Raw genomic sequence first — 26,849 nt, forward strand, 5'->3', positions numbered from 1 at the left:
CGGCGGAGAGTGTACCGCTCATACATAACGAAGAATATCTCCTCCTGCTGCGGATGGCGATGGAGAAGAATGCAGCTGGAGCCTATGCGCGAAGCCAGTTGGAAGTGAAGCGGGAGGAGATCAGGATCGCTGAGGCTGTGAGGCAGGTCCAGGAGCAGATCGAAGCTGCAAGACGGCTGAACGGTCCGCCGCTGGAACTGCCGGATGGCACTCCGATAACTGCAGGCAACAAGGAAAATGAGACGATGCTGGCTTTTTATGTGGACAAAGTCTATGTGCCTAATGACTTCACACCGATGTATACCAGCTACCTGGGGTGGCTGGATGATACATACGGGTTAACGAAATGGGAGAAAAGAGTCCATCAGGCAGATGCGGTGGTGCTGGCCTTTACCGAAGGACTGGTGAAAGAGGTAGTGATGGGCTTGGCAGATACGGCTACGTTTGCCTTCAAGCTTGTGGTCGACCCGGTCAAAACAACGACAGAAATGAAGGATCAAGCGGTATATATCATGGAGCATCCGGAAGTGCTGGTGGAAGCGGCCAAGATGGCTTATCATCAATTTGACGAAGGAACGCCGGAAGAGAAGGCAGCGATGCTGGGTTCGGTAGCTTCCCTCCTTGTACCGGGAATGCAGGTCACCAAAATCGGCAAAGCCGGGAAAGTGTTCAGCGGAGTGGAAGACGTTGTCAGCCAAGCGGCGAAGGATGCCCTGAAAGGGATCAAGCAGAAGCTCCCGGATCTGGGTCCGGTCTTACAGACACCAGAGGGGCTGGCCTTCAAGGCAGGGGAGATACCCGATGGACCTTCACTGCCGAGGACGCCGGTGCAGCAGCAGTATATGGATGCGATGGATGAGATGGGTGCCGGTGCGGGTAAGATTGAGGGGCTGGGGAACGGTGGTAGTGTCGTTATTCCCAAAACAGTAATTAGTCCGGAAATGGAAACAAAGATACTAGAAGGACAACGAAGGATTCCGAAAAATGATTTAATAGGAGGACATTCGCCTAGCATTAACAATGTTAACGACAATTTCGCAGTTGAAGTATTATCCACTAATGCTTATGGTACAAAAAATGTAGTTTTTACAAAGCAGTTCCCTGACGGGAATATTTCTAAACTAAAAAAGAGTACCTTATTTCCAGAATCCTGGAGTGATGAACAAATTATAAGGGACATTACTTATGTTGGTAATACTCCTGCTATTTCTAAAAGATTAAGGGATGGAGCAACTTGGCATAGGGCTACTATAAATGGTATAGAAATTGACGTGATCAAAGTTGGTGAAGATGTAACAAGCGGTTATCCAACAGGCACGATAAACGCGCCTCGCCCGTCAGGTTTTTAATTTTAAAATAAGTGGAGGCATCAAAATGTACAAAGAACTAGATAACCTTTTAGCTACTGATACAACAGTAGATTCTTGGTACGATGATGGTTGTGTCATTGCAAGCGAGATGCTTACAGAGTTTAGCCCAAGTGATTGGGCCGAACTATCTAATCAAGTGCTTAGTAAACCAATAGATTGGCAGAAGAAATTAGCATATTGTTTGGATAATGAGTGCAATGTACTTGAACTTAATATTCTACTATCCTTGCTCGATACTAATGATGAGGAGTTATTCGAGATATGCGTTGACACACTAAGAAGTTTTACAGATCAAGAAAGTAAAAAAATGATATTAGACAATCCTAAAATACTTCAACGTGTAAATGACTTATTAAATACTGCTAACTTACCAGTGAAGAAAATTCTCCAAGATTTCCTTTCGGAAATCCTGTTGTGATTTTGTGTATTTGGGATGTTAATTACATTATAGACCTTAATTCCTGTACCATTTGTACGCTCATAAATGTTTTAATCTTATACCAAATAAAGTGGGTTCAGGCATAAAAGACCCCCAAAACCACTTCAATATGGTTTGGGGGTTCTCTTTTATTTGCGCATAAGAATTCGGTAAATTAACACCGCCGCTTCAGCACGCGTGGAATATGCAGTGGGCTTGAGCTGCTGCCGGGCGTCTCCCTTGATGAGACCTGCTGCTGCCAAGGCCGCAATATCATCTGCTGCGTATCCGGCGATCTGGTCGTGATCTGTGAAGCTATCTAAACCAGAGGCAGTTATCGCCCCCTGTTTCCAGCCTTCTGCAGCCTGTAGGGCTCTAGCCGCCATAACAAACATCTCTTGTCTGGATATAGGTTCATTCGGAGGATTGGATAACACATCCGCGAAGCCGCCCCCTTCTGCTGCATTCAGTCCCAAAGCCCGCACCAGTAAAAGTGCGAAATCCGCACGTGAAACGGACTGATCCGGCCGGAATTCAGTTGCTGATATACCGTTAATTATACCCTTGGAAGTGAGGACTTCCACTGCGGACTTTGCCCAATGGGAATGGGTGATATCTTGAAATGTCTTGTGATTATAGACCGCTGCATAGTGGCCGGACGAAAGAGTGGTTGAGAAAATGGCCTGCTGCTTCTCTGCATTATAATCCCCGCTGACTACAGGCTGGATGATTCCCTTGTCATTGACATGCCACACAACAATAAAGGCGTTATCCGCCGCAGGAACGGCTGGTGAATGCGGAAGGCCGATCTGTACGGGTGACTGTAGATTGTCTAGTTGAAGCTTTGTTCCATCCAGGCGAAGCTCATACCCGATCAGCGGGCTGTCTCCTAACTTCCCTTTGAGCAGCCCTTCAGCATCGACTGTTCTTAGGAATAAAGTAATCGTCTTCGCACCGTCGAGCATTGCCGCAGGGAATAGACTGTCTGGTAACATAATCGTGGCCAATGACGAGCTGACCTCTATCTGCAAGGCAGAAGCTCCTGCGCGAAATGCTGAAGCAGGGAGGCTTACCTCATATTCATTAATGTCCTTGGCTTCATCTGCTGTAGGCTGAATCCGGATAGTTTTAATACCGGTTGAATCAGCTTTGGCCAAAGCGATTATCTTTTGCAGGGAGGAATCCTTCAGTATGGCGCTGGCTTTCCCTGCATCAACCGTTATGGGCAGTTCAATTCTGACGCTGCCATCCAGCAGGAGTACGGTCGTAGAAGAATCTCCAATGGCTGATCCGGAACCGCCGGTGTTTGGTACAGCAGCGGGACTTGGTGTAGCCGTGGGTTCAGGTGCAGCCGTAGGACCCGGTGTGGCAGAAGGCGCCGGTGTAGCGGAAGGACCCGGACTTGGCTCTGTTTCTGGTTCCGGTTCTGGCTCTGGCTCTGGCTGAGTTCCCGGTCCCGGCTCCTCAAAAGGAATGAACCTCAGGAAGTCACCCCAGATGATATTTCCCTCCGCATCCCTCGTATAAGAGTTCACCGGATTCAAACTTGCGAAGTTAGCATCTGTCAGCTGCTTGCCTGACTTATTGACTGACGCTGTACCATCGTACATGAAGTTATTGTCGGCAGCCAAAGAAGAAGGATACTGATCTTTCCCGATGATGCTCGTCTGGTAGGATACGAAGCCGTCAATCTTAAAGTCTGCTGTAATTTGGTCATAAGTGGTGAAGCTCATATTTCCGCGCGTATTATTAAATCCGATATTGTTTATAGCAATCACACCCGGATTACTGTTACTGGTGAAGCCATATGCGCCATTTCCGAAGGCAATGGAATTGCGGATGGTATGCGGGACGTGGATGCCTTCTCCCCCCAGCTTGAACCCGTTTTTATCACCGGCGCCAACCGTTCCGTCTGTTAAATATCCGTTATTGAAGGCTGCACTATTCTCGATTAATACTGGACCAATCGCACCTGAGCCTGCCTTGGTGTACAGGTCCCAGCCATCGTCAATATTGTTATGTGCCAGGCATCCTCTGAAAATATTTCCAATACCTGAAGTCAATTTCGCGGCAAAGCCATCTGCATTATTGTCTGCCGGATCGCGGTTATCGAAGGAGGTGCTGTTCAGAATCAAGTTGTAGGATGGCCATTCGGCGATTTCTTGTGCCGTTCCGTCTGTACGACTGATTTGAAGCCCCGTGTCCCCGTTTGCATAGAAGCGGCTATTCTCAACGATGTTATAATTCCCCCCAACCGTAAAGCCTTTCGTATTTGGCGCCGAGCGGGTGAAATCAATCCCCTTCACATGCCAATAGTTCCCGCTGAGCAGCACGCCTTCTGTTTTTTTGTCAAAATCGATGACGGGTCTTGCCCCTGGTGCCGCCTCCAGGTACTTCTTCGCGGCTGCAGTTCCATCATTGTACCTCTGAATGACAAGCGGTGATTTCCGCACGTAATGGCCGTCAAGCACGATAATATGCTGGCCTGGTCTGACATATTCAATGGCGGTGTCGAGATCAAGCGGGAGATCAGCCGTACCCTCCCCGGCACTTGTTCCCGCAGGAGATACATAGATATGTTCTCCCTCCCCATAGCTGCTCAGGGTTACTGTGAAGTTATGGACGATTTTATCGTAAGAGGTCAAATACTGGGTATCCTCTGGTACAAAAGTAACGCTGAAGTTCGTATCCCCCTGATCAGCGAGTACCGCCGGAACCGCAAGACGCTTATCGGCTTTAGCCTCGATATCCTGGGCGATGATTTTAGAGCCTTGCTTCACTGTTACGGTTCCGTTGACATTAGGACGAACAATCATTTGATATTCTGGTGTAGAAGTCTTGCTTAGAGATAGTATGCTCAAGCTTGGTATGACCGGAGCTGCCGGTGGTTCAACCTTAGGAGAATCTGTAGCAGCTGACGTCACCGTCAACTGGATATTGCGGATATTAATCGTAGCGAGACGTGCCGCATAGAATCCGACATACATTTTGGCGTCTTGTACGTTAAGAATATCCGGCTCAAAAATGATAGCTTCCTGATCATTGTTAAGCTGTCCAGTAAAGCCGCTATTCGTCTTGGAGAGCGTTAGACGATAAGGAGCTGCAGGAGCCGTGTTGCCGGGGGCAGGCCGTTCATTCCTCAGCATGATGGTCTGAATGCCTTTACTTCCGGTTCCGTCAGACTTCAAGATGCCGGAGCGGACAAACAGCTGGGTGCCGATTGCGCTTTTGGTACCGCCGCTGTAGCCGCCGATAGCAGCGATATTCGAGGCGAATACGCTGGAATTTCCTGGCGTCCCAATAGCATCCCGCGCCATGATGCCGAATGACTCTTGTCCGTCATATGGAGTTTTGGCAAAAGCCGACACCCTAATATCCGCAGACAGCACGAAATTATCTTCTGACGCATCAAGCTCTGTGTAATAGAAGGTAATGCCATCGTGGTCCTCAGTAACCTTGCCGCCGCCTTCCAGCGCAATCAGCTCTACCGTTCCGTCTTCTTGTAGAAGCATCTTGTTATTAGCAGCGGATGTGGATTGGCCGAATTGAATGCTGCGCCAGACGGGTTCAAGCTTTTCTTTTACCGTGACTGAATACGTAATCGGCTGAATGGATGTATCCTCAGGGATGACTCCGATTTCATATACTCCGGCCCTTTGGTTATCAAACTTGGAGCTGTCCAGGATGAAATCGCTTAGGACTTCCCGGTCCAAGTTGTCATAGACTTTAGATACGATCAGATGATCGCTGTTAAAGTTATCGCCTATAAAGAAAGTTGTTGCCGGATAGCCTGTTACTTCGATACCGGTTAGCTCTTTCATTTGGACTTTAACGTGGAAGGTTGCTGTTAATCCTTTATGGGTAACTGTGATCTCTTTATCTCCTGGTACCGAGGTGTTGAGGGGAGAGACGGTATATTCATCTTTGGTCAGGCGGATCTGAGTGTCATCAGAATAATGGGCGTAAATTGCTAATCCTTCTAACTGGATGGAATCACCGGTGTAATAGACGGTTTGTCTGGGTTCATGTCTAATCTCCAGCTTGGACAGGGCAGCGTCAATGACTTCAACGTTAAAAGCAGCCGCCATGGATGGAGTCTCTGTGGAGGTGATATTGATTTCATATGGACCTGACTCCGTAAACACCTGCGGCGATGCTTCAGTAACGGGCTGTCCGCCGATGGAGAGCGAATAGAGACTGCGGTCCAGTTCGGTGATCAGGTAATGATCATTATAGTCAGCAACGACCACAAGTCCCTCCGGATCAAACGTATCTCCCGGATAATAGACCGTTTTGGCCGGCTCATATTTTACCGATAAGGAGGTCACTGTCAGCGGAATGATTTGCAGCGGGATGATTGCCGAAGCGCCGTTATAATTAATCTTGATCGTATTCTCTCCAGCCTTAGTGCTGTCAAAGCCGGTAACAATATAATCAGCGGAAGACAACACGGCTTCACTGTTATCAGAAAAGACAGCCTTAACGGCCAGTCCGGTCAGATCAAGGGGTTCACCCATCAGATAGGAGGTTTTGGTCATCCCGCTCGTATCAGCGATTAAGTGGGATACACGTTTGGCCTCGACCTTGATGTCTAGTTCACTGAAGGTTACTTCCGCATCTCTTGCTACATAGATTCCGGCAAAGATCGTATCCGTGAATGTATCGTCGAGTGTTACAATTTGAGTTTGTTCACCGATGCTTAGCAGATAAGTATTGCCTGATTTTTTAATGCTGAGATTATAGGTTTCTCCCGCAGCAGGAGCATTGATTCCACTAAATGCAGGAAGCTTTATTTGCGAGGTTTTTTTATAAAATCCTTTCATTACCTGATCCAACGCACCGACTGCAGCATAATTAGAAATGGTTTTGCTGTCATCTCCATTTGTTCCAACAGTATCCCTGAGCATAAGTCCGAAGGATTTCTGATTAGGCGTGCCGACGCTGGATCTGCTGTTAAATAAATTCACTGTAGCTTTGGCTTGGAGCTCAAAGTTCGTGTCAACGGGAAGTTCTTTGTAATAAAAGGAAAGTCCCTCCTCTCCAGAAGCAATCTTTCCGCCGTACGTACTCATTATTACTGTATTTGGATCTTGAACAATAGGTTCGGGGTTCGTAGCTGGTACTGTACCCGGTCCGAAGGCGCTGAACGCCCAAGGTCCCAGATCCACCTGTTCTTCTTGGCGTATTTCCTCTGCAGACAGGGATAGTGGAATAGACGAGAACAGGAGCAGGAAAATTACAAACATAGCTGACAAGCGTTTTGATTTTCTCACAATGATTAAAACCTCTCCTTATTGGAACGATTTGATCAATGTAAAAGTCTGATCTACGAGATTATACGTTACGTGTGAAAAGTACAGCTATAATCAATACTTCACAAACCGCCGGATATAGTGGTGCAGAGAAAGGATATGAGTTAATGACACTTGGTTTACGAGGGAGGATAACAGGGGAATATCGCGAATCATGAATAGTAAGCGTAATGAAATTTACGAGTATTGGAGGCAGCGGCATGTTGAAGCTATTCGAGTATAACTGGCAGGTGCGCAAAGACTGGTTCGACTGGTGTGAGACGGTGGACGGGGAAGAGCTGATGAAATTACGCACTGGAGGCATAGGATACATTCTTCCTACGCTCTATCACATTGTGACCGTCGAGTATGGCTGGATCTGTGGCGGAATACAAGAGAAAGAGATTGAGATTCCTTCATTCGAGGAAGTAGCCAGCTTGCAGCAGGTCAAGGATTTATCCGCGCGGTGCCATGAGGAGCTGGCTCCATTCGTGTACGGCTGGAATGACAGCCTGGAAGACCGGATCATGATTGATATCACGGATGAAGGGGAACGCGAACTCCATAAATACGGCGAAGTCATGCGGCATCTGATTGCCCATGAGATCCATCACACTGGTCAATTGTCTGTATGGTCACGGGAGATCGGGAAGCAGCCGGTTACGGCTAACTTTATTGGCAGAGGACTGTTTAACTAAATGCTGAAATTGACCCGGAAAATGAAAGTAATAGCTGCGTCGGGTATATTGTTAATAGCACTGCTGATGATCTCTTGGGGAGTCTATGCCAAGCCGGTGCATGCTGCCTTGGTCAATTACTCTAGCATGGTTGAAGTGGCACCGGATGTTTATATAGAGCCGGATATGTCGAAGGAACTGCAGGATCAGCTGCTATCTTACGTTGAGCTTGCGCAAGAGAAGGTTACGGCTATTTTTGGTGAGCGAACTTCGACTCCGTATTTGATTGTGGCGCTAACTTCCAGGAGTCTGGGGAAATACACTGAAAATCCGACCGGACAAACCTATTACCTGCCCTGGAATAACTATATTGTGATCGGCCCGGACGGGTTTAATGAAAATGTGATTTCGCATGAATTCACCCACGCTGAATTGAGGGAACGACTGCGCAACCGCAATGTAGTGCCTGTGTGGTTTGATGAAGGGCTGGCTTCAATGGCGGACGGGAGATTGTCTAATAGCACAGCGGCATGGGAACTGGTAACGGATAAAGGGAAGAAGCCTGTGGATTACGGCCTTTTAGACTCGTATGATGCTTTCAGTTATGGAACTCCGGAAGCCTGGAAGAATTACAATTTGGCTTGTTATGAAGTTACGCGGTGGTTCGCTCGTGCAGGAGAAGAGGGGCTTCTCAAGTTAATCCAAGCGTTGAACCAAGGGGAAGATTTCGCAGAGCAATATGCAAGAATTGAACTTGCTGAGCCATGAAGTCTCCCCGGATTACAACAGTAAGCATAAGGATGTGACCAAGCATGCAGTTTGAAACAAACCGGCTGCTGATCCGGGAATTCAGGTCTGAGGATGTCCAGCGGGTACATGAGTATGCCTCCGACCCGGCTGTGGCCCAGTACATGATTTGGGGACCTAATTCCCTGGAGGATACCCGGAGCTACATCCGGCTGACCTTGGATATGCAACAGCAGGAGCCGCGCCAGGGGTTCGAGTACGCAGTCGTTCTGAAGCAGGAGGATGTACTGGTAGGCGGCTGCGGGATACATATCAGCGGAGAAGGGCAGGGAGAAATCGGTTATTGCTATAACCGCTTGTATTGGGGACAGGGTATTGCAAGTGAGGCTGCCGCCGTGCTGCTGGATTGGGGCTTCAATAACCTTGATCTTCACCGGATCTACGCGACCTGCCGCCCGGAGAATATCGGTTCTGCCAGAGTCATGCAACACATAGGGATGGTATATGAAGGACATCTGAGAGAACATATGCGGTATAAGGGGAAGTGGCTGGACTCTTACCAATACTCTATCCTGAAGGACGAGTATATGGCGGCACGCGGTTGAATTGGAACAACGGTCCGTTCGCGGAGCGTCCATTCAAGTGCACACGTTGATCTTACGCAAAAAAAAGAAGGCGTCCCAGAAGCCATTTTATGGCTTTTGGGACGCCTTCTTTTTGCTGTTCTCTGGTCTGGCAATACTACAGTTAGAGCGGCATAACGGCAACTTCGTTAATCTTGACTGCTTCTTGCGGATCAGCTGCAATCAGCTTGTCAGGTGTTGCTTTCCTTGTTTATGGCTGCTCCGCATATCTCCACCAGGCAAATGTTCCGGCTATTCCGATGATCCCTGTATACGCAAGTATCAATATACTGCTGAGCTGTAAGGAACCGGTGCTTTGAAATACCGACGGGATGGTCCATGGGAAATAGGGTGCAAATCCAAATGAGGCCAACACATTGGACAGAATGACGATGATCAGGATGAGCCCCAGGGGTGCCAGATAGCCCTTGGTCACATTAGCCAAAAGAATGGTTGGTGCGGTCACAAAAATGTACAATAGCGAGGTGATCAGGAACTTAAAGAACAAGCTCGAAATGAAGGAAGCGGACCCGCCTTGGGCTCCCATGATCGCCCCTACGGCAAAACCCACGGCAAACATATAGACGGAAAGTAACAGGCACCATACTAAAATGACAAGGAATTTGGACAATACAATTTTCGCTCTGGACACGGGCTTTGCCAGCAAATCTTTGATGGTTCTATCCGCAAACTCCCGTCCGAATACCCATGCCGCAACAAAGGTATATCCGATAAGCCCCAGCGGAGCAAGTGTATCAAGCAATCCGGTTAAATACTGCTCCCAGTTGACACCGCCGGCGTCACTGGATAATACATTTCCGACGCCCATCATGATGGGGCCGAAGCCTAACACAAGAAACATGATCCAGAACACATTTGAGCGGATAATCTTGCGAATCTCACAATGTAACACAGATAGAATATTCATTATTTAATCCCCCTGGTCATACCAATGGTGCGGAGAAAATACCCTTCCAAATCCTCCGTAATCACCCGGAGCGATGTTGGCGGCTGATTGCGTTGAACGAGCAGTTCGGCCAGCCGTTCAGGATGATCTGCCGCATGTTCATTGGTTAGTTTAATAGAGCCGTCCAGGGTGTCCTCAAAGGCATAGCCATGCTCTTCAAGCACCTTCTTTAAGGCAGGTTTGTTCAGTCCGTTCACCACCAGGTTTTTCTGTAAGGATTGCTCCAGCTTATCCATTGCGACTTCCTTAACAAGGCGCCCATTATGAATAATCCCAATGCGTGTGGACACTTTCGAGAGCTCCTCTAACAGATGGCTGGATATAAAAATAGTTACGCCGAAATTGGTTGCCAGATTATATAACATATTCCGTATCTCTGCCACGCCTGCGGGATCAAGGCCGTTGATCGGCTCGTCCAGGATTAGAATTTCCGGATTGTGAATCATCGCTTTCGCAAGTCCCAGGCGCTGCTTGTTACCCAAAGAGAGATGCTTTGCTTTTTTCTTTTGGTGCGGCTCAAGTCCCAGCTTATAGATCACCTGATGTACGGCATCCTTGTCAGCCACCCCTTGCATGCGCCTTGCGATGTCAAGATTCTCAGTTACCGTGAGATCGGGATAAAAAGTAGCCTCCTCCAAATATCCGACCTTACTCCATAATTTAGAGTTTCCGGCATCGACCTTTTCACCTAACATATAGAGCTTGCCGGAGGTTGGCTTCAGCATCGCCAGGAGCATCTTGATCGTCGTTGTCTTCCCGGCGCCATTCAGACCCAGGAATCCAAAGATCTCTCCTTGGCTCACCTCCAGCGAAAGATTGTTTAATACGGTATAATCGCCAAACCTTTTGTGCACTCCGTCAATCTGTATAGCGGGCGTGCTGCCGCTTTTTTTCTCTGATAAAATTCGCATAGCTGTTAACTCCTCCTATGACAATCCCTAAGATTGGCGGGGTGCGGCTGGCCCAAGCCCAATGGAACAGAGCCAATTCAGCGCTACCTCATGCAGCACGTTGATGTTATCTACCTGACAGTGCTCTAATCCGCCAAGCCGTCTATCCTCTATCGGGAAGAATGTCTTGTTAGTCGAACCTGCCTGCTCGTAATTCTTCATAGCCTGTGTCAGCGGATTGGGCTGAACCAATATCTCTTCCGCTCCATGCATGACAAGCAGCGGACATTCGATCTGGTGGAGTACGCCCTCAAGATCATAGGCAAAACGCGGATTCCCCGCAAAATCCTCCAGGCTGTCTGCCCCCAGAATTCGCATGCCGTGTGCGGCCAGACTTGGCGGCATCCAGGACAGCATGGCTTTCCAGTCGAAGGCATGCGTACCTCCGTCGGAGATGACGGCAGCAATTCTGTGATCGAACGAAGCGAAGCGCAAGGAGTCGTAAGCCGCAAAACTCTCCCCGTGCACGATAATCTTATCCGGATCGACTTCCGGCCGTGTCAGAAGGAAGTCGATGGCCCGGGAATGAAACGCCTCGCTGTCCGCCCGTCTGCCCTTTCCCTTTTCATACATCGAGAGACCGGTGCCGGGCTGATCATAGACCAAAAAGTTATATCCGCATGCAATGAAGGCAGGACCCAACCAGAAATAATTCTCAATGGACCACTCGTCACCACCGTTAAGCGCAAATACAGTCGGCTTGGGGCCTTCTATCCAGGAAGGGGAGAAGAAGTAACCATCCAGCTTAACATCCTCGTAATCAACCTCAATCTTCTCCGGCGGGACATCGAAGTACTTTCCGGCAGCTTCGAAGAGTTCATTAACCTTTTTAAAGATACGGATTTTCCGGGTATCATCATCCATCACCGAATACTCTGCGATTCTATAGTAATTGCAGGCACGAATATAGCAGTTCCGTGCGGTATACCAGTTTCCGGCCGCTTCAGCCTCCTTGCCGTGTTTTTCCAATGCCTGAGCGGTGATGAGCCACTCCCTGTGCCACGTAGCTTTGTCATCGGGGTCAATTCTTTTGCAGGCCTCGTAGATTTCGGTGACATCCGTAGCACCGAGGCTTGCCATACCCAAAGCTTTGGTAACCTGGTATGACATCATGTAATTGTTGGGCCAGCGGCTGAACTCAATTGACATTTTAATATCCTCCTTTTTGAACTTGAAGCTTCATCGTCACTGCGGTGAACATTTGGACTTCCAGCCGCTGTTGTCCCCAGATTTCTTGATTTTGAACCGCTGTTCGCGGGTGAAATCCGGTGACAGCTTATGCTTACGAGGTAGCTTTCCTTCGGAAAGCTTTCGGGCGGTCGCTACCGCTCCTACAGTTCCAAATTTCCCCTCCGCTTCTTTTGCTTTTTGTTTATTTCTTTAGTGCTTCTAATATAGAAATTATTTTTACATCCAAAGATGAAGCTTCGGTAAAAGAAAAATAAATGTTTATAAAGAGAATATAAAAAACTATAAACTGCTAAAACACAAAAAGGCTGTTGCCTGGGTGTCACACCCGGCAGCAGCCTGTAATCTTTGGTTGTTGAAGCAGAAGTGCGTAAATACAATCAGTGAAGTGAAGCCAGGGGAAGGCTGAATCGTATCCCCAAACCGCCATATTCGGAAGGGAAGGCCATTATCTCTCCTCCGTGATGCTCAATAATAGATTTACAGCTTGCCAGGCCCAGCCCAAGTCCGCCTTTTTGGATTTGCCGCGATTTATCCACCGTGAAGAATTTAAGGAACAGAGAAGAGAGATCCTTATCCGGCACGCCAATTCCGTTATCCTCGATTTGGAAATAGGCATGATGCTCCCTCAGGTATCCGGTCATATACACGTTCAGCTTATTCTTCCCCCCATATCTTACAGCATTGCTGAAGAGGTTGCCGAACACCCGGCGGATCATCGGTTCATTGACCATTAGCCATATACTGTCCGTGAATGAATGGCGGCAAGTCAGTTCGTTGTCAAGTCCAGCCAGCTCGTACTCATATTCAAAAGCAATGTCTTCAAATAACTCTGTTGCCCTTACAGGCCCGGCTACCATGGATTCAAGCTCCAGTTTTTGTTTGGTGAAGCTGGAGAGATCATTGATGAGCTCAACCATATATGCTGACTTCTTTTGAATCAGTTCATAATATTCCTGCTTTTCAGTGTCGGGTAAGTCCTTGTGTGTAGCCAGCAGTTCGGTGAAACCGTTAATAGAGGTCAGGGGTGTCTTCAAATCGTGGGCGATGGCTGCAATCATATCGGTTTGTTCTCTGTGGGCGAGTTGCAGCTTATGCTCCATCTTATTGAAGTGCTTATAAAGTTCTCCGATCTCGTCATTACTCCTCGAAGCCAGCGGAGGCAGGGGATGAACAACATTTACTTCCCCCAGCCTGGTATTCAGGAGCCGAATGGGCTTCTCAATGCTTCTATAAATATAGATGATCAGAATAATAAATATACAACAGGCGATGGCAAAGATGGGCAGCAGCAATGCTATATATCGTGAGTCCAGCAATGTAGTGCGTATAGGGGAATATACTGCGAAGACAAACTTCAAGTACAGTCCAATGGAAAACATAAGAATGAGAAGCATCAGCAGGAATAAGAGGGGAAGTTTTATTTTCAGTTTCATCCTATTGCTCTCTTTCCGTATATTTATAGCCTATACCCCAAATGGTTTTAATGAAGTTATGTTCAGGACCCAGCTTCTTACGGATATTCTTGATATGGACCGTTACGGTATTGATTTCTCCGTACTCGTCTCCCCAGACCTTCTCATAGATCTGCTCACGGCTGAGTACCTGATTGGGATGACGCATAAGGATAGACAGAATTTGAAATTCTTTCGCGGATAAGTCGAGCTTCCGGGTATGCAGGAAGGCTTCAAACGTTTTATCGTTCAAAATAAGCGGAGCATCCGCCTTTTCTCTACCGGGACTAAGCTCATCCCACTCTTTATGCAGCCTGTCCACTTTTCGGAAATGGGCTTTTATCCTGGAGGCCAGCTCCTGAATACTGAAAGGTTTGGTCATGTAATCGTCTGCTCCTATTTCGAGACCGACGATTTTATCAATGTCCTGATCACGCGCACTTAAAAAAAGGATGGGAACATTATAGGATGTCCGGATATTTCTGCAGACATCAAGTCCATTCATATCAGGCATCACTATGTCCAGTACAATGAAATCAATGTGGTTATCATCCACTGCAGATAAGGCTTCTTCCCCGGACCTGGCTGTGATGACTTCAAATTGCTCGTACCTTAAACTTTTGGTGATGAGTTTTACGATTTCTTCATCATCGTCTACAACTAATATCGTTTTTGACATTTGACTACCTCCCAGACACCAACAGACCTGATATAAATAATAATTCGTTAATCCGGTTGATGCAATCTTCCACAGCTCTCCTTCCTGCCGGCCGCAGCATCATCAGTCCCTGGACCATTGAAGCGGTTAAACGGAGAATGCCGAATGCACGGTTAACGTGACGATTCCCGGTGTGGTTGATCTTACTCAAAAAAAGAAGGCGTCCCAGAAGCCATTTTACAGCTTTTGGGACAGCCTGTTTTTACTGTTCTCTAATTTGAAATAGTACAGTTAGAGCGGCATAACGGCAACTTCGTTAATCTTGACTGCTTCTTCCGGATCAGCCGTAATCAGCTTGTCATACACTGCTTGATCCTGGGCACTCTGGGTTCTCTGCTGTACAGCGAGATACCAGCGGGCCGTTTCCCGGTTGACGGCATCGTTATAATCCTCAGTCAGCCCTTGCTGCAGTGTGGCTGCGGCGGCTTGCCATTGTTCCGATAAATATTGGATCTTACCGGCGTTCAGCAGCATAACTGAAGTAATCATCGATCCCCGTCCCTGCTGATCTTCAGCCGGAAGGGTACTGAACCATTCTTCATCCGCAGCCGCATGGGCATAAGCATCCAGACCGGTTTTGAAATACCGTTCCTTATTAACCGTCTCCTGATCCCCCAGATCCGTCTGGCCCAGTGCATAAGCCTCCAGTGCCCGCTTCAAGGCTGCGGCTCCCAGCTCCTGGGAACGGCCGATCACCGCGCTGTACCAATCTGTATCCCAGAGGGTTGCGGTCTCCGTCAAGTCTTCGTAACCGTTGGTGAAGCCTTGCTGTACTGTTGTTCGGGCGGCTTCCTCGTCACCGGACAGGACCTGTATCCGGCCTGCGTTCAGAGCAATCGTTGAGGTGACGAAGAATTCACGGCCCTGAAGCTGCTCGGGTGGAAGAGTCTTCAAATGCTCAATGCCGTCCGTTACATGCTTGTAGGAAGCCAGTGCACTGTTGAAATATTTCTGTTCCCCGGCTTCATCTCGCTTCGCATAGGCCTGCAGCCCAAGGAGCGAGGCCCGGCTGATCAGATGATCATACCAGTTAATATCCCACATGAACTTGTCCGCATTATCGAGATACACCCGGTAAGACTCTTCACTCTGGCCCTTCAGATCATAATATTTCGCCAGCTGGGATATCAGATCTTTGTTATAGGGCTCACCTTCAAGTGCGCGGGTCAACACCGTATAGGATTCCTCCAGAAACTGTTTATTCTGTGTTTGGGTGAATACCTGCTGATCCAGCATGGATAGATAAGCCGCCGATTCGGGATGATTCGGGCGGGTTTTGAGTGCTTTTACCAGAGGGGCCTTGATCTCTTCATAGGATTGGCTGACTTTGACCAGCTTCTTGGCGGTATAGGCTTCAGAGCTGGAACTGATATACCCCAGAGACAGGAACAGCAGATACCCGGTGCCGATTCCCAGCAGCCCGAAATACCCGGCTCTGATCCAAAGCTTGTTCCACTTGAGACGGAGCGGTCTGCTCTCCATGACAACGGTCATCCCTCCCAGAGCGAGGAAGACCAGAATCCCCATGAACGCATAGCTCATATTGAAATCAAGCAGGCTGTGAACAAGAATCGACAACGCGATAATGAGATAGAAGAACCCGTTATCGTAATCGTCTTTGTCGCGTTTCAGGTACCCTCTTACATACTTGCAGAAAATGAACAGGATGAAGCCCATGAACACGATAAAGCCGAGAATACCCACTTCAATCAGGTACTGCAGGAAAAAGTTGTGGACCTGGCGGCTCAGGTAAGGGTTGTTCTGGTAGTGCTCATAGAGTGACGCCCAGCCCCCGCCTCCGGTCCCCAGTACCGGATAATCTTTGACCACCTTCATGGCATCTTTGTAAAAGGTGAAGCGTTCAAGTACACTGTGCTGCTTGAAGTTGATATTCTCCAGCCGTGTTCCGATATTCTCCGGCAGAATATTACGCGCACGGGTTCCGATAAACAGGAAGGCGATAATCAACACACCGGCAACGGACACCACAGGAATCCATACTCCGCTCCAGCGGCGTGATTCTGTGCTGCCGAGCTTGCGGCTCAGCCAAGGGGCAAAGTAATGCTGGACAACCCAGCAGAGAGCGGCGGCGCAGAATGATGCACCAAGCAGGTATCCCCAGCCCTCAAAGGCTGCAGAGGAAGTGAAGGCCGTATTCAGCTCGAGTCCCAGTCTGGTTACCGGATTCGTAATCAGCAGAGACAATACGCCGGCAATGGCGAGATTAATAATCCAGAGTATCTGCTGCACAGGCTTCAGGAAGAGCAGCAGAATAATGAATACCACAGGCAGCAGGACCAGACCGCCGCGGGACAAGGTAAGCAGCAGCGAGACAATGAAGGGAACCAGCATAAATCCGTGCATCAGCTGTCCGTACCATTTCCGGGAGCGGATCAGCGCGAATAAGGCGACGAACAGAAAAGCCATCAGGAACGCTGCATATGTATTGGCATACTGGAAAATGGAAGTCAGGCGAAGCCCGTTCGAATCGGTCATCACCGCTTCAGTGTACTTGCCGTTGACCACAGTATCCGAGAACCAGCCTACAAGACTGCCGGCAAGCTTCCAGCTTCCGAGCCAGTTCAATAGACCGAAACCGACGATCAGATATGCGATTGCGAGGATACCCAGCTGAATAACATTATTAAGCTGCCTCTGGCGGAGCAGATACACGCTGGTAATGAAGACCGCCACATAAGTGAATTGGGTGAACAGCATGTTCATGGCCATATAATGCGAAGCGGCACCCCACAGGGACAAGGCGTAAGTTAACGGGAGCAGAATTGCGGCTAAGGTAAGCAGATCTCGCTGCCCGTCGAGCCTGAAGGTCTTGAAGTACAGGACAGCGCAGACCAGCAGGAGCAGACCGCTCAGCAAGGCAGCCATATAAATAGGCTTCTCAAATTCCACTCTCATTCCGTTGAACAATCCAACCTGGAAGGGGGTCCACCCCAGGAACAGGATGAAGGCAATGCAGAGCGCCCATGCGGGTCCGGAGTTCTTTTCGATCGTCTTGGACGGAGCCGCTTGTTTGCCGTATACAGGTTTCGACACGTTATATTCTCCTTTTTTCGAGTATTCACGCTACTAATTCTAACATAGAACCATTTAAGGTATATTGTGTAAAATGATGAAAATGTGAAATTATGGATGGGATATGAGTGTTCGAGTACTTTGGAAATGTGGAGGAAGAGGAGCTAACGGTCCGGCGAAGAGGTGAGAGAATCGGTAACGAGGCAGTTGGCGGTGTATTTTGACGGCAAGAATTGAATTCAGGTGTGGCGCGTTACCGGAGGTGCTGCAAGGCTTGAGAGATTCAGCTAATGAAGCTGTCCATCGGCACAGGCCAACCCTTCACGGTGTCATAGAATATAGTATCTCAGGCAAATCTATGAGGCATGTATACGTTAGATTCCGCTCAAAGGCAGCGATGATAAAAGGCAGTCTGCTCTACCGATGTCTTTTGCCATAGCTGCCGGGAGCTTTGCTTCAGGCCGGTAGGATGAATTTGAAATTAATCATGAACACGATCAGGGCAGCGGCCCCCAGGGAAAAGGCGATACAGCCGGCGCCTAGAACCCTGCGGCGGTCTTTGATGAATTTGAAGCCCAGCGCGCAGACGAGTATCGTGGTTCCTGCCAGTACAACAGACATGCCGACCATCGCAAACCAATACAGGATTTCAAAAAACTGTGCCATTAGGAAACCCTCCCCTCCAGGCTATAATACAACGAATTTTAAGAATATTCCAGCTCTGGAATAAACGGAACACCGGGACATACGGCCCTTGCGGCTATATGCCCTTTTTTGCTGCGGACTCCCTTACCACGGACAATCATACAGGAGGGTGCGGTCTTTCGTGAGTAATCTATAGGGTAGGCTGGGAATTCGAAAGGAGAGGGCGAAAAAATGGCGGGGAGAGAACTGGCAAGCAAGTTGCTGAAGACCGCGGCGTTGCTTAGCGATTCACGGGTTGCCGGTTACATTCCGAGAACACGGGAATATAGTGCTGCCGGATTGTTGGCGATGCTGGGAAGATACGGGAATGTTGTGATTAAGCCGGTTGTCGGCGGCGGAGGCTACGGGGTGATCAAGGTGTTCCGGGATCACCGGGGTTACGGCTTCACGTATATGCATAATACACGTATATACCGTGATTTTGCTTCGATGAGGTACGCGCTGGACCGCTTCAAGGTAAAGCGGAGATATTTGATCCAGCAAGGCATTTCCCTTGCCCGGATTTCCGGGCGTCCGATTGATTACCGGGTCAAAGTGGTGAAAAACGGCGATCACTGGGAATTCCGCTCCATGGTAGGCAGAGTAGCCCGGCCGGGATTGTTCGTTACTAATCTCTGTAAAGGGGGAACGATGCTCAGCTGCCGTCAGGGACTGAACAGATCGCTGCCGAGAATCCGGACCTCCGCCAAGAAAGCGGAGATGCGCCGGCTGACTTTAGTCTGCATTGAGCTGCTGGAGCGGCATTTCCCCGGCATCGGTGAGCTGGGCTTCGATTATGCTGTGGATCAGCGGGGGAAAATATGGATTCTGGAAGTAAATACAAGACCAAAATAACCGAAAATTGATTAAGAAAATTTTAATAATTGACGATAAATACATTAATAAGCTAATATTGCGTTTAGTCGTGTCAATTCCGAGGTAATATGAACATAAATATCCCAGCCAATTATGAACATTCTAAAAATTATTTTTAAGGATTAGCGGGATATCTGCCCTGTGCATAACTATTATCCCCATAGTCCACCGTGCAGTACCTGACATTACAACCCTTACTAACATATTATGCACAGGATCTCCACAGTAGCTTGTGGATAATGAGAACGCTTGTTCGAATAATGATAGTTTGCTATGATAGATTCAGATCCAAATAAAGGAAAGGTAGGTGAACGTTATGGTTGAATTGTCGGATGAGATGCTGCTGGACTCTTATCATAGAGCGATAGAGCTGCAATTGGAGCATGATTTCATCGCTCTGCTACTCGCTGAAATTCGCAAACGGAACTTACACTCTCCAGTTCATGCGGTTCTTCACTAAAGATCAGAGCATACCTTTACAGCACCCAGAATTAATCAAACCGCAAGTAACACAGAATAGGGTATCTTTTCAAGTTGAGGTGGAATCAACCTGAAAGGATACCCTTTTATTGTAAGTTTTAGGTTATACGCAATCCTAGAGTTTGAGATTACTGCTGTGTCCCGGGGACAGCTTCGCTTCCGGATCAATATACACCTTGGCGTTATTCACAGCAGTCGGCGCTTCTCCGAAGCCTACAGCAATCAGCTTCAGCTTGCCCGGATACGTGGTGATATCGCCTGCGGCGAAGATACCCGGAATGCTGGTCTCCATGCGGGAGTCAACCACAATAGAGTTGCCGTCGATCTCAATTCCCCATTCCGCAATCGGTCCCAGTGAGGAAACGAAGCCGAAATTGACAATGACACTGTCTACTTCGATTTCCTGCGTTTCTTTGGTCTTGATATGAGACAGGGTTACCTTGGTGATGAACTCTTCACCATGCAGCTCAGTGATCTCGGATGGCGTAATAACATTGACCTTGGAGGCCATCAGATTCTCGACACTGTGCTCATGCGCGCGGAATTTATCCCGGCGGTGAATCAGGGTTACCTGCTCTGCGATAGGCTCAAGCATAAGCGCCCAGTCTACAGCAGAATCGCCGCCGCCGCTGATCAGCACTTTCTTGCCTTTATATGCATTCAGATCACTTACAAAATAATGCAGATTGGCTTTCTCGAAACGCTGCGCATCAGGCACTTCCAGGCGCCGCGGCTCGAATGCGCCAACACCTGCTGTGACAATAATAGCTTTGCTGTGATATTCAGCTTTATCGGTGGTGACGATGAAGTGGCGCTCGTCCTGCTTCACAACAGATACAACCTTCTCCTCCAGACGGATATCAGACTGGAAGAGCTCCATCTGCCGTGAAAGGTTATCCACCAGCTCCTGTCCGGTGATCTTGGGAAAACCGGCCACGTCGTAAATATATTTTTCGGGATAAAGAGCAGCAAGCTGCCCCCCCAATTGGGGCATACTTTCAATAAGTGTTACCGAAGCCTGGCGCATACCGCCGTAAAAAGCGGCAAACATACCGGCTGGTCCCCCGCCTATGATGATGAGATCGCTCATAGGAACGGATTGCTCTAGTGTCACGTAATATTACACCTCCGAGTTGATAGTTTCAAATTGCCATACTTGCTTACCTACTCATTATAAACATTGTGGCACCCCGCTGCAAAGCCTTTGATTTCACTGAAAAATGTGACATTTTGTTGTATGATTGTATTTGATTAAAACGATACTAAGGTTTACAATGGATATGGTTATTTTAGAAATCCTTTAAGTTTTATTGGAAATTCTTCTGAATTTAAGTGTATAAATTCACAAAAGAAACCTAATTTTTTTACAAAAAATAACACATAGACAGATTCACCTGTTGGAAGGAGCCGGAACATGAGCAGTATTCCCAAAATTGTTATCCTAGGCGCGGGATATGGAGGTATCTTGACCGCCCAGCGGCTGCAGAAAGCTTTGAATTATAATGAAGCGGATGTAACCCTGGTGAACCGCCATGAGTATCATTATTTCACGACCCATCTGCATATGCCAGCAGCAGGAACGGACAGCATCGAGCATACCCGCGTATCCATCTCCAAGCTTATCGATGAATTCAAAATCGATCTTGTTAAATCTTCCGTACAGGAGATCCGTACCCAGCAGAAGAAGGTTATTCTGGAAGACGGAACCCTCTCGTATGATTATCTCGTAATCGCACTTGGCGGCGAGCCTGAGACCTTCGGAATCCCGGGACTCGACAAATATGCGCTGACCATCCGCAGCATTAACTCCGTGCGGCTGATCCGTGAACATATTGAGTATCAATTTGCCAAATACAAGAATGAGAATAATGCACAAGAGCATATCAACTTTGTTGTCGGCGGCGCGGGCTTCAGCGGCATTGAGTTTGTGGCTGAACTGGCAGACCGGATTCCGGCGCTCTGCAAAGAATATGATGTCGATCCAAGTATGGTCAACATCTATAATGTAGAAGCTGCTCCTACAGCGCTGCCTGGCTTTGCTCCGGAGCTTGTCGAGCATGCCATGACAGTGCTTACGAAGAAGGGGGTAACCTTCAAGTTCGGCGTGGCGATCAAGGAATGCCTGCCTGGCGGTGTCATCCTTGCAACCGGTGAAGAAATCAAAGCTTCCACGATCGTATGGACCGGCGGTATCCGCGGCAACCGTCTGATTGAAGCTGCCGGCTTCGAAGCTATGCGCGGACGTGTGAAGGTAGACGAATACCTGCGTGCTCCGGGACATGAGAATATCTTCATCATTGGTGACGGTTCCCTTATGATTAATCCGGAAGGGCGTCCTTACCCTCCAACGGCACAGATTGCTATGCAGCAGGGAGAATGCTGTGCGCATAATCTTGTAGCGGCCATCCGCAGCCAGCAGCCGAAGAAGTTTGCGTTCAGCAACAAGGGCACCGTAGCCTCGCTGGGCAAAGGCCAGGGGATTGCAGTAGTGGGCGACAAGACCTATAAGGGCTGGACAGCGGCGCAGCTGAAGAAGGTTGTAGACATGCGCTACCTGCTCATTATCGGCGGCATTCCGCTGGTACTCAAGAAGGGAAGATTCCTCTAAGATGCGCCATTGCAGCGTACAAGTTCGCGGACTGCTCACGCGTGAGGAGCTGGACCGCTACAATGCTCTAATTGAGGTGGGTTCTTATCTTGAGGATCAGACACGATATGATCTGGCTTACAATATCCAGAAGGAAATCGATATTCTCATTCTCCCGGCCATAGAGCGCCTGAAGGATAAGGGCCGCGCCCGTGACCGGGCGACGGCTGAATATCTGGAGAGTCTGCGGGATGGGGACGAGGATGATGAGGACGAAGAGGCTGATGGTAAGAATCCGTCTGATTGAGGATATAGAATTTGTGAATATGACACGACAAATAGACCGCATACCTTCGCGAGGGGGCGGTCTATTTGCGTATATTGGACAGCAGCGTCATAAGCAAGTTTCTTGTTACTATAGCAAAAGTCCAATAAAGGGAAGCTTTCCTGTAAGGAAGACTTCCCTTTAAATACTGTTGGTTATTCTCTGTTTTAGAGCTTCAGCATCTCTTCGAACGATTCCTCAGTCAGCAGATTGCCGACATAGAAGGGACCGAACTCGCCGTAGCGGGCACTCACTTCATCAAAGCGCATCTCATAGACCAGCTTCTTGAACTGCAGGGCATCTTCAGCGAACAGGGTCACGCCCCATTCCCAGTCATCGAATCCGACGGAGCCGGAGATGATCTGCTTCACCTTACCGGCATATCCGCGGCCGATCAGGCCATGGGAATGCATCAGCTCACGGCGTTTGTCCATGTCGAGCATGTACCAGTTGTCCGCAAGCTCGCGTTTCTTGTTCATCGGATAGAAGCAGATATGCTTCGCTTGCGGCAGAATAGGCTTCAGCCGGGCGGCAACATGCGGATTCAGCATCGGATCGCTGCCGTCTCCCGCAGTTCCTCCTGCGGCATAGTTGCTGAGTTCAACAATACTTACATATGAATAGGCTTTGGTAGTATATTGGGCAAAGGCAATTTTGTTAAAAGCAGTCTCAAGCGCATTCAATGCTTCCAGGCTTTCCCGCAGAAACATCATCACGAAATCAGCTTTCTGGCCAACGATGGAATACACGGTGGAGCTGCCTTCCTTGGCTTCTTCCACAGGCCCCCACTCCTGCATGAAAGCATGCAGCTCCTCCAGGGCAACGGCGCGTTCTTCATCATCGGCTGCCGTCCAGGCAGTCCAATTGAGAGAGCGGAAGTCATGCAGGGCATACCAGCCTTCCAGTGTCAAAGCGGCTTCGTTCATGTTCTCACTCCTTTTAAATTTGCATACGTTTAATATGTATAAACATATTTCCGAAAAGAAACGTGCACCGTTCTTATGAAGACGCTGCAGCCGTTTCCATTTGCTATTTGCATTGTATCGCATGCGAACGGCCAAGAGCAAACTCTGCAGCCGCCATTTGCGCTGATTGCAAACCACTGGACGATAATGTTCATTGCTTCGCTACATTTTTTCTAGTAAACTTACTATTAAATAAGGTTTGGTGTGCGGTTCTTTATAGAGAGAGGGGATGGCGGTACGATGGGATTTATTCCAGTGTTTGTTCTGGCCGTTTTGTTCTTTGTTATGATGTTTGGCATTGGCTTTATCCTTAACATGTTAATGAAGACTACATGGTTTCCCGCATACCTGTTCGTAATCGTTATTCTTCCCGTAGTGGTCTACTCCATCTGGGACCGGAGCTCCATGTCGTTATGGGAGCATCTCTCTACCTTTCATGTAGTCGACTATCTGACCGGTATAGCCGGCCTTGCCGGTGCTGTACTGAGCGGCTGGACCATTCAGAAGCTGCGGCTGGGCGGATACAAAATGTTCTGAGGAATGTGCAGAGCAGGCAAGACAACAAACGGCTGATCTCCTTCAAAACTAAGGGGAAGCCGTTTTTTCTTATCTTTTCCGCTAGAATCAGCAAGTGTTACAAAGCTGTCGATAATAGGGGGAAAAGCAGCTTTTTTGGGCCTTTTTTTACATTTCCGGCCGGGTGTTTTGTGATAGAATAGAAATCTATATGAATTCGTATAGAAGAGGGGGAGGTTTTCCGCAGATGCGTATGAGCAACCTGCATCATTTCACCGAACATCATCGGTACTGCGTTTCCCGCGAATTCGGTCTAAGCCATGTGGATGGACGAATGCTCGGTTCGGTCTATCAGCCGATGGTCGGCGCTTTTGCCATCAGCCTGTACAGACTGCTGTTCGAGCATATTCCTGCTGAATCCATCGGGTATTCCGGTGTGGAGCAGCAGCGCAGGCTCTTTATGACCCTGGGCGTGGAGCCCAATGAGAAGGGCCGCAAATATTTAGTTGACCAGGCTTCACGGCTGGAAGCGGTGGGGCTGCTGCAGACCTGCCGGATTTATGCCGCGGAGAACGATGATTATATGTACGAGTACGAATTAATGCCGCCGTTGTCGCCGTCGGAATTTTTTGCGACCCAGCATTTAACGCTGCTGCTCAGGGATAAGATCGGCAAATTCGCCGTATTGTCGCTGCGTGAGCAGTTCTGGAACCGGGAACCGGAAGAATGGAGCCGGCGGTCGGTCGGTAAAGAGAATATTTCGCTGCCCTTTTATGATATTTTTGAGCTCAATACACATGTCATTGATTACGAACTGGAGCAGGCGCTGGCCGAGGTGGCTACCGTGCGTCAGCCGGGAACAGTTGACGGCGGAGAGCCGAATATCGGCTACAGCGACATCATTCTGCGGTTCCCGCGTGAGTCGGTCAACCGTGCGCATGTGGAGAAGCTGCGTTTCGATCATAACCAGATGGGCGTTATTAATTATGTGGCCCGCAAGTACGAGCTTGGCCCGCAGGATCTATGCCGCCTGCTCGACGAGGATGATGTCTTCACGCCGGATGGCGAGGTGATTCTGGATACACTGCAGTACAAGGCCAGCCAGCATTTCCGCCAGGATATGAAGCGCCAGGAGAAACGTGAGATCGCCGCTGCCAAGGTGGTATCGCTGCGCTCTGCTGCCGCTGATGAGAGTGATCCTTCCGGTGCGCCGGTGGAGCAGTCTGTCGAAATGGAGTTCTATGTAGAAGTGCCTCCGCAATTTATGTCCAAATGCGACATTCACCAATATAATATGATGCTGCGCAACGAACCTTATACACGTCTGCTGCAGACGTTTTTCCCCGGGGCTGTTCCTGGCCAGCTGATGGATATCTTCGAGAAGATCGATTTGAACTACAAGCTGAACGGTGAAGTCATCAATGTACTGATTCACTATTTGATGACAATGGTGGCCTCCGGCGGCGACCAGCGGATGAACCGCAATTTCGTGGAGGCCATTGCCTCCAACATGCTGGTCAAGCAGGTGAATACTTACGAGAAGGCTGTGCGGTATATCCGCGACCAGTCCAAGGTGAAGGGTAAAGGAGCGGCTTCCGGCTCTGCCGGCACGGCTGCGGCGGGGACGCGTCAGCGTTCATATACGAAGAACACCGGACGTTCCGGCAAGCCGGAGATCCCGATTGTGCTGGATGACGGCAGTGCCGGGACCGTATCGGATGAGGAATTCGCGGCGATGATGAAGAAAGCGGCCGAGATTAAGGCCAGTAAGAAAAAGGGCGTCCTTAGAACGCCCTAAAGAAAGCGAGGTGCGGCGATGGAGTCTATGGGCGAAGTGCTGCGTTCGATGAACAATTCCACTCTGCGCCAGCGCTCCCGTGATCTGGAGCAGGGACTGTTTAATAATCCCCTGGTCAAGCAGCTTCAGGCTGATCATCCCGAGCTGGATGAGTCACGGCTGCGGCTGCACTTAAGCCGGCTCTACCAGTATGTCGAGGAGGACCGCCACTGCAAGAACTGTCCGGGCCTGGAGAACTGTCCGAATGATTTCCAGGGACACTACAGCAAGCTTACAGTGGAGACTGTTAACGGGATACCGGATCTGTATGAGCGCAAGACACCCTGCAAGCTGAAGATCGCACAGGATAACCAGGATAACATCCGCAAGCGGATCCGCAGCTTCTATGTGGATGAGCGGGTGCTGAACGGCGGATATGATGAGATGGACATTATGGGCAAGGACCCCCGGCGGGCCAGTGCCGTGAACCGGATATTTGATTACATTGCGACTGTGCGGGCCGAGGGCCTGACTTCGCGCGGGATCTATCTGCAGGGCAGCTTCGGGACAGGCAAGACCTTCCTGATGTGCTATCTGCTTCACGAGCTTGCAATTGCCGGTTACAGCGGCGTGATTGTATACATGCCGGACTTCATCGAGGAATTGAAGCTAATTATGATGGACAACCAGAAGCTTAAGGAAATGGTAGATACGATGAAAAACTGCGATCTGCTCATTTTTGACGATATCGGTGCCGAGAACCTGAATCCCTGGGCCCGTGACCATGTGCTGGGTGCGATCCTGAATTACCGGATGAACCGCAAGCCGACCTTCTACACCTCGAACTATCCGCTGGACGGGCTGGAGAAGCATCTGAGCATGACCAGCAAGGATGGCGAAGAGGTCTACAAAGGCCAGCGGCTGATGGACCGGATCGCCCCGTTTGTGGATGTCATTCCACTCCATGGGGACAATCAGCGGGGTACGGTAAGATAAATTCCGCTGCATGATATATATTACTGGACGGATCATTTATAATCCCGCCGCTTACTGGCTGCGGAGGTTATGAGTGGTCCGTCTTTTGTTGCTTAAGAGGCCTGAATGTTGTAAGGAATGCAACTTGGGAGCATAAGAAACGGGGTGTTTGTGAGGAATGTTGTACAAAATACAGCAATTGTCGTGCTTAACTGCTCGGTGGGGGTG

At 49.0% G+C, this 26,849-nt stretch carries 22 protein-coding genes; 12 read left to right on the top strand and 10 right to left on the bottom strand.

From position 1 onward, the window contains the following. The first annotated feature begins 59 nt into the window (after window positions 1-59). Window positions 60-1,349: an EndoU domain-containing protein gene (locus tag NSQ73_RS03780; protein WP_340985432.1), complete on the top strand. Its 1,290-nt coding sequence runs from the start codon at window positions 60-62 to the stop codon at window positions 1,347-1,349. Between the two features lie 25 nt (window positions 1,350-1,374). Further along, window positions 1,375-1,788, top strand: a complete 414-nt coding sequence (locus NSQ73_RS03785; RefSeq protein ID WP_340985433.1) for a hypothetical protein — start codon at window positions 1,375-1,377, stop codon at window positions 1,786-1,788. Window positions 1,789-1,937: 149 nt separating this feature from the next. Here the strand turns inward: NSQ73_RS03785 and NSQ73_RS03790 are convergent, their stop codons facing one another. Next, window positions 1,938-7,061, bottom strand: coding sequence for a bacterial Ig-like domain-containing protein (locus NSQ73_RS03790; protein WP_340985434.1), 5,124 nt, complete (start codon window positions 7,059-7,061; stop codon window positions 1,938-1,940). A 239-nt stretch (window positions 7,062-7,300) separates the two neighbouring features. Between NSQ73_RS03790 and NSQ73_RS03795 the strand changes: the two genes are divergently transcribed. The 3 genes from NSQ73_RS03795 to NSQ73_RS03805 are packed head-to-tail and all read left to right on the top strand — an operon-like array spanning window position 7,301 to window position 9,108. Next, entirely contained in the window at window positions 7,301-7,777 is a 477-nt protein-coding gene (locus NSQ73_RS03795) for a DinB family protein (RefSeq protein ID WP_340985435.1), read from the top strand. Then, complete coding sequence (locus NSQ73_RS03800) at window positions 7,778-8,524, top strand: hypothetical protein (protein ID WP_340985436.1); 747 nt, start codon at window positions 7,778-7,780, stop codon at window positions 8,522-8,524. 44 nt (window positions 8,525-8,568) lie between these two features. Next, window positions 8,569-9,108, top strand: coding sequence for a GNAT family N-acetyltransferase (locus NSQ73_RS03805; RefSeq protein WP_340985437.1), 540 nt, complete (start codon window positions 8,569-8,571; stop codon window positions 9,106-9,108). A gap of 229 nt (window positions 9,109-9,337) precedes the next feature. Here NSQ73_RS03805 and NSQ73_RS03810 read toward each other — a convergent pair whose 3' ends face one another. The 7 genes from NSQ73_RS03810 to NSQ73_RS03840 all read right to left on the bottom strand — a co-directional run bounded on the left by NSQ73_RS03810 (window position 9,338) and on the right by NSQ73_RS03840 (window position 18,102). After that, window positions 9,338-10,054, bottom strand: a complete 717-nt coding sequence (locus tag NSQ73_RS03810) for an ABC transporter permease (protein WP_340985438.1) — start codon at window positions 10,052-10,054, stop codon at window positions 9,338-9,340. Next, window positions 10,054-11,004 (bottom strand): ABC transporter ATP-binding protein, encoded by a 951-nt coding sequence (locus tag NSQ73_RS03815; RefSeq protein WP_340985439.1) that lies wholly within the window; start codon window positions 11,002-11,004, stop codon window positions 10,054-10,056. The genes NSQ73_RS03810 and NSQ73_RS03815 overlap by 1 nt, the downstream gene beginning before the upstream one ends. Window positions 11,005-11,031: 27 nt before the next feature. Further along, window positions 11,032-12,192 carry an alpha/beta hydrolase gene (locus NSQ73_RS03820; protein WP_340985440.1) on the bottom strand — a complete coding sequence of 387 codons (1,161 nt, stop codon included), beginning with the start codon at window positions 12,190-12,192 and terminating at the stop codon, window positions 11,032-11,034. A 419-nt stretch (window positions 12,193-12,611) separates the two neighbouring features. After that, window positions 12,612-13,667 (bottom strand): HAMP domain-containing sensor histidine kinase, encoded by a 1,056-nt coding sequence (locus tag NSQ73_RS03825; protein ID WP_340985441.1) that lies wholly within the window; start codon window positions 13,665-13,667, stop codon window positions 12,612-12,614. Window position 13,668: 1 nt separating this feature from the next. Next, window positions 13,669-14,364 (bottom strand): response regulator transcription factor, encoded by a 696-nt coding sequence (locus tag NSQ73_RS03830; RefSeq protein ID WP_042139808.1) that lies wholly within the window; start codon window positions 14,362-14,364, stop codon window positions 13,669-13,671. A gap of 270 nt (window positions 14,365-14,634) precedes the next feature. Further along, window positions 14,635-17,457 carry an O-antigen ligase family protein gene (locus NSQ73_RS03835; protein WP_340985442.1) on the bottom strand — a complete coding sequence of 941 codons (2,823 nt, stop codon included), beginning with the start codon at window positions 17,455-17,457 and terminating at the stop codon, window positions 14,635-14,637. 435 nt (window positions 17,458-17,892) lie between these two features. Continuing rightward, on the bottom strand, window positions 17,893-18,102 hold the full coding sequence (locus tag NSQ73_RS03840) for a hypothetical protein (RefSeq protein WP_042139805.1): 210 nt from the start codon (window positions 18,100-18,102) through the stop codon (window positions 17,893-17,895). A 210-nt stretch (window positions 18,103-18,312) separates the two neighbouring features. Between NSQ73_RS03840 and NSQ73_RS03845 the strand changes: the two genes are divergently transcribed. Together NSQ73_RS03845 and NSQ73_RS03850 are read left to right on the top strand one after the other, a co-directional pair. Continuing rightward, entirely contained in the window at window positions 18,313-18,975 is a 663-nt protein-coding gene (locus tag NSQ73_RS03845; RefSeq protein ID WP_042139804.1) for a YheC/YheD family protein, read from the top strand. A 337-nt stretch (window positions 18,976-19,312) separates the two neighbouring features. Further along, window positions 19,313-19,456, top strand: coding sequence for a sporulation histidine kinase inhibitor Sda (locus NSQ73_RS03850; protein WP_042217282.1), 144 nt, complete (start codon window positions 19,313-19,315; stop codon window positions 19,454-19,456). A gap of 135 nt (window positions 19,457-19,591) precedes the next feature. Here the strand turns inward: NSQ73_RS03850 and NSQ73_RS03855 are convergent, their stop codons facing one another. Further along, window positions 19,592-20,566, bottom strand: a complete 975-nt coding sequence (locus NSQ73_RS03855) for an NAD(P)/FAD-dependent oxidoreductase (protein ID WP_039306995.1) — start codon at window positions 20,564-20,566, stop codon at window positions 19,592-19,594. 324 nt (window positions 20,567-20,890) lie between these two features. On the opposite strand from NSQ73_RS03855, the gene NSQ73_RS03860 reads away from it, so the two are divergent. Both NSQ73_RS03860 and NSQ73_RS03865 read left to right on the top strand, forming a co-directional pair. Beyond that, entirely contained in the window at window positions 20,891-22,084 is a 1,194-nt protein-coding gene (locus tag NSQ73_RS03860; protein WP_039306992.1) for an NAD(P)/FAD-dependent oxidoreductase, read from the top strand. Between the two features lies 1 nt (window position 22,085). Continuing rightward, window positions 22,086-22,370 carry a hypothetical protein gene (locus NSQ73_RS03865; RefSeq protein WP_340985443.1) on the top strand — a complete coding sequence of 95 codons (285 nt, stop codon included), beginning with the start codon at window positions 22,086-22,088 and terminating at the stop codon, window positions 22,368-22,370. Window positions 22,371-22,555: 185 nt separating this feature from the next. On the opposite strand, the gene hemQ is transcribed toward NSQ73_RS03865, so the two are convergent. Continuing rightward, window positions 22,556-23,314: a hydrogen peroxide-dependent heme synthase gene (gene hemQ, locus NSQ73_RS03870; protein WP_171718207.1), complete on the bottom strand. Its 759-nt coding sequence runs from the start codon at window positions 23,312-23,314 to the stop codon at window positions 22,556-22,558. A gap of 279 nt (window positions 23,315-23,593) precedes the next feature. Between hemQ and NSQ73_RS03875 the strand changes: the two genes are divergently transcribed. The 3 genes from NSQ73_RS03875 (at window position 23,594) to dnaI (ending at window position 26,642) form a co-directional block, all read left to right on the top strand. Then, window positions 23,594-23,890 (top strand): YuiB family protein, encoded by a 297-nt coding sequence (locus NSQ73_RS03875; protein ID WP_039306983.1) that lies wholly within the window; start codon window positions 23,594-23,596, stop codon window positions 23,888-23,890. Between the two features lie 226 nt (window positions 23,891-24,116). Further along, window positions 24,117-25,667 carry a helicase DnaB gene (locus tag NSQ73_RS03880; RefSeq protein WP_042139801.1) on the top strand — a complete coding sequence of 517 codons (1,551 nt, stop codon included), beginning with the start codon at window positions 24,117-24,119 and terminating at the stop codon, window positions 25,665-25,667. Between the two features lie 18 nt (window positions 25,668-25,685). Further along, window positions 25,686-26,642 (top strand): primosomal protein DnaI, encoded by a 957-nt coding sequence (gene dnaI / locus NSQ73_RS03885; RefSeq protein ID WP_340985444.1) that lies wholly within the window; start codon window positions 25,686-25,688, stop codon window positions 26,640-26,642. Window positions 26,643-26,849 lie beyond the last annotated feature (207 nt).

The organism is Paenibacillus sp. FSL R10-2736 (genome assembly GCF_038000245.1).
Taxonomy (GTDB): domain Bacteria; phylum Bacillota; class Bacilli; order Paenibacillales; family Paenibacillaceae; genus Paenibacillus_AQ; species Paenibacillus_AQ phytohabitans.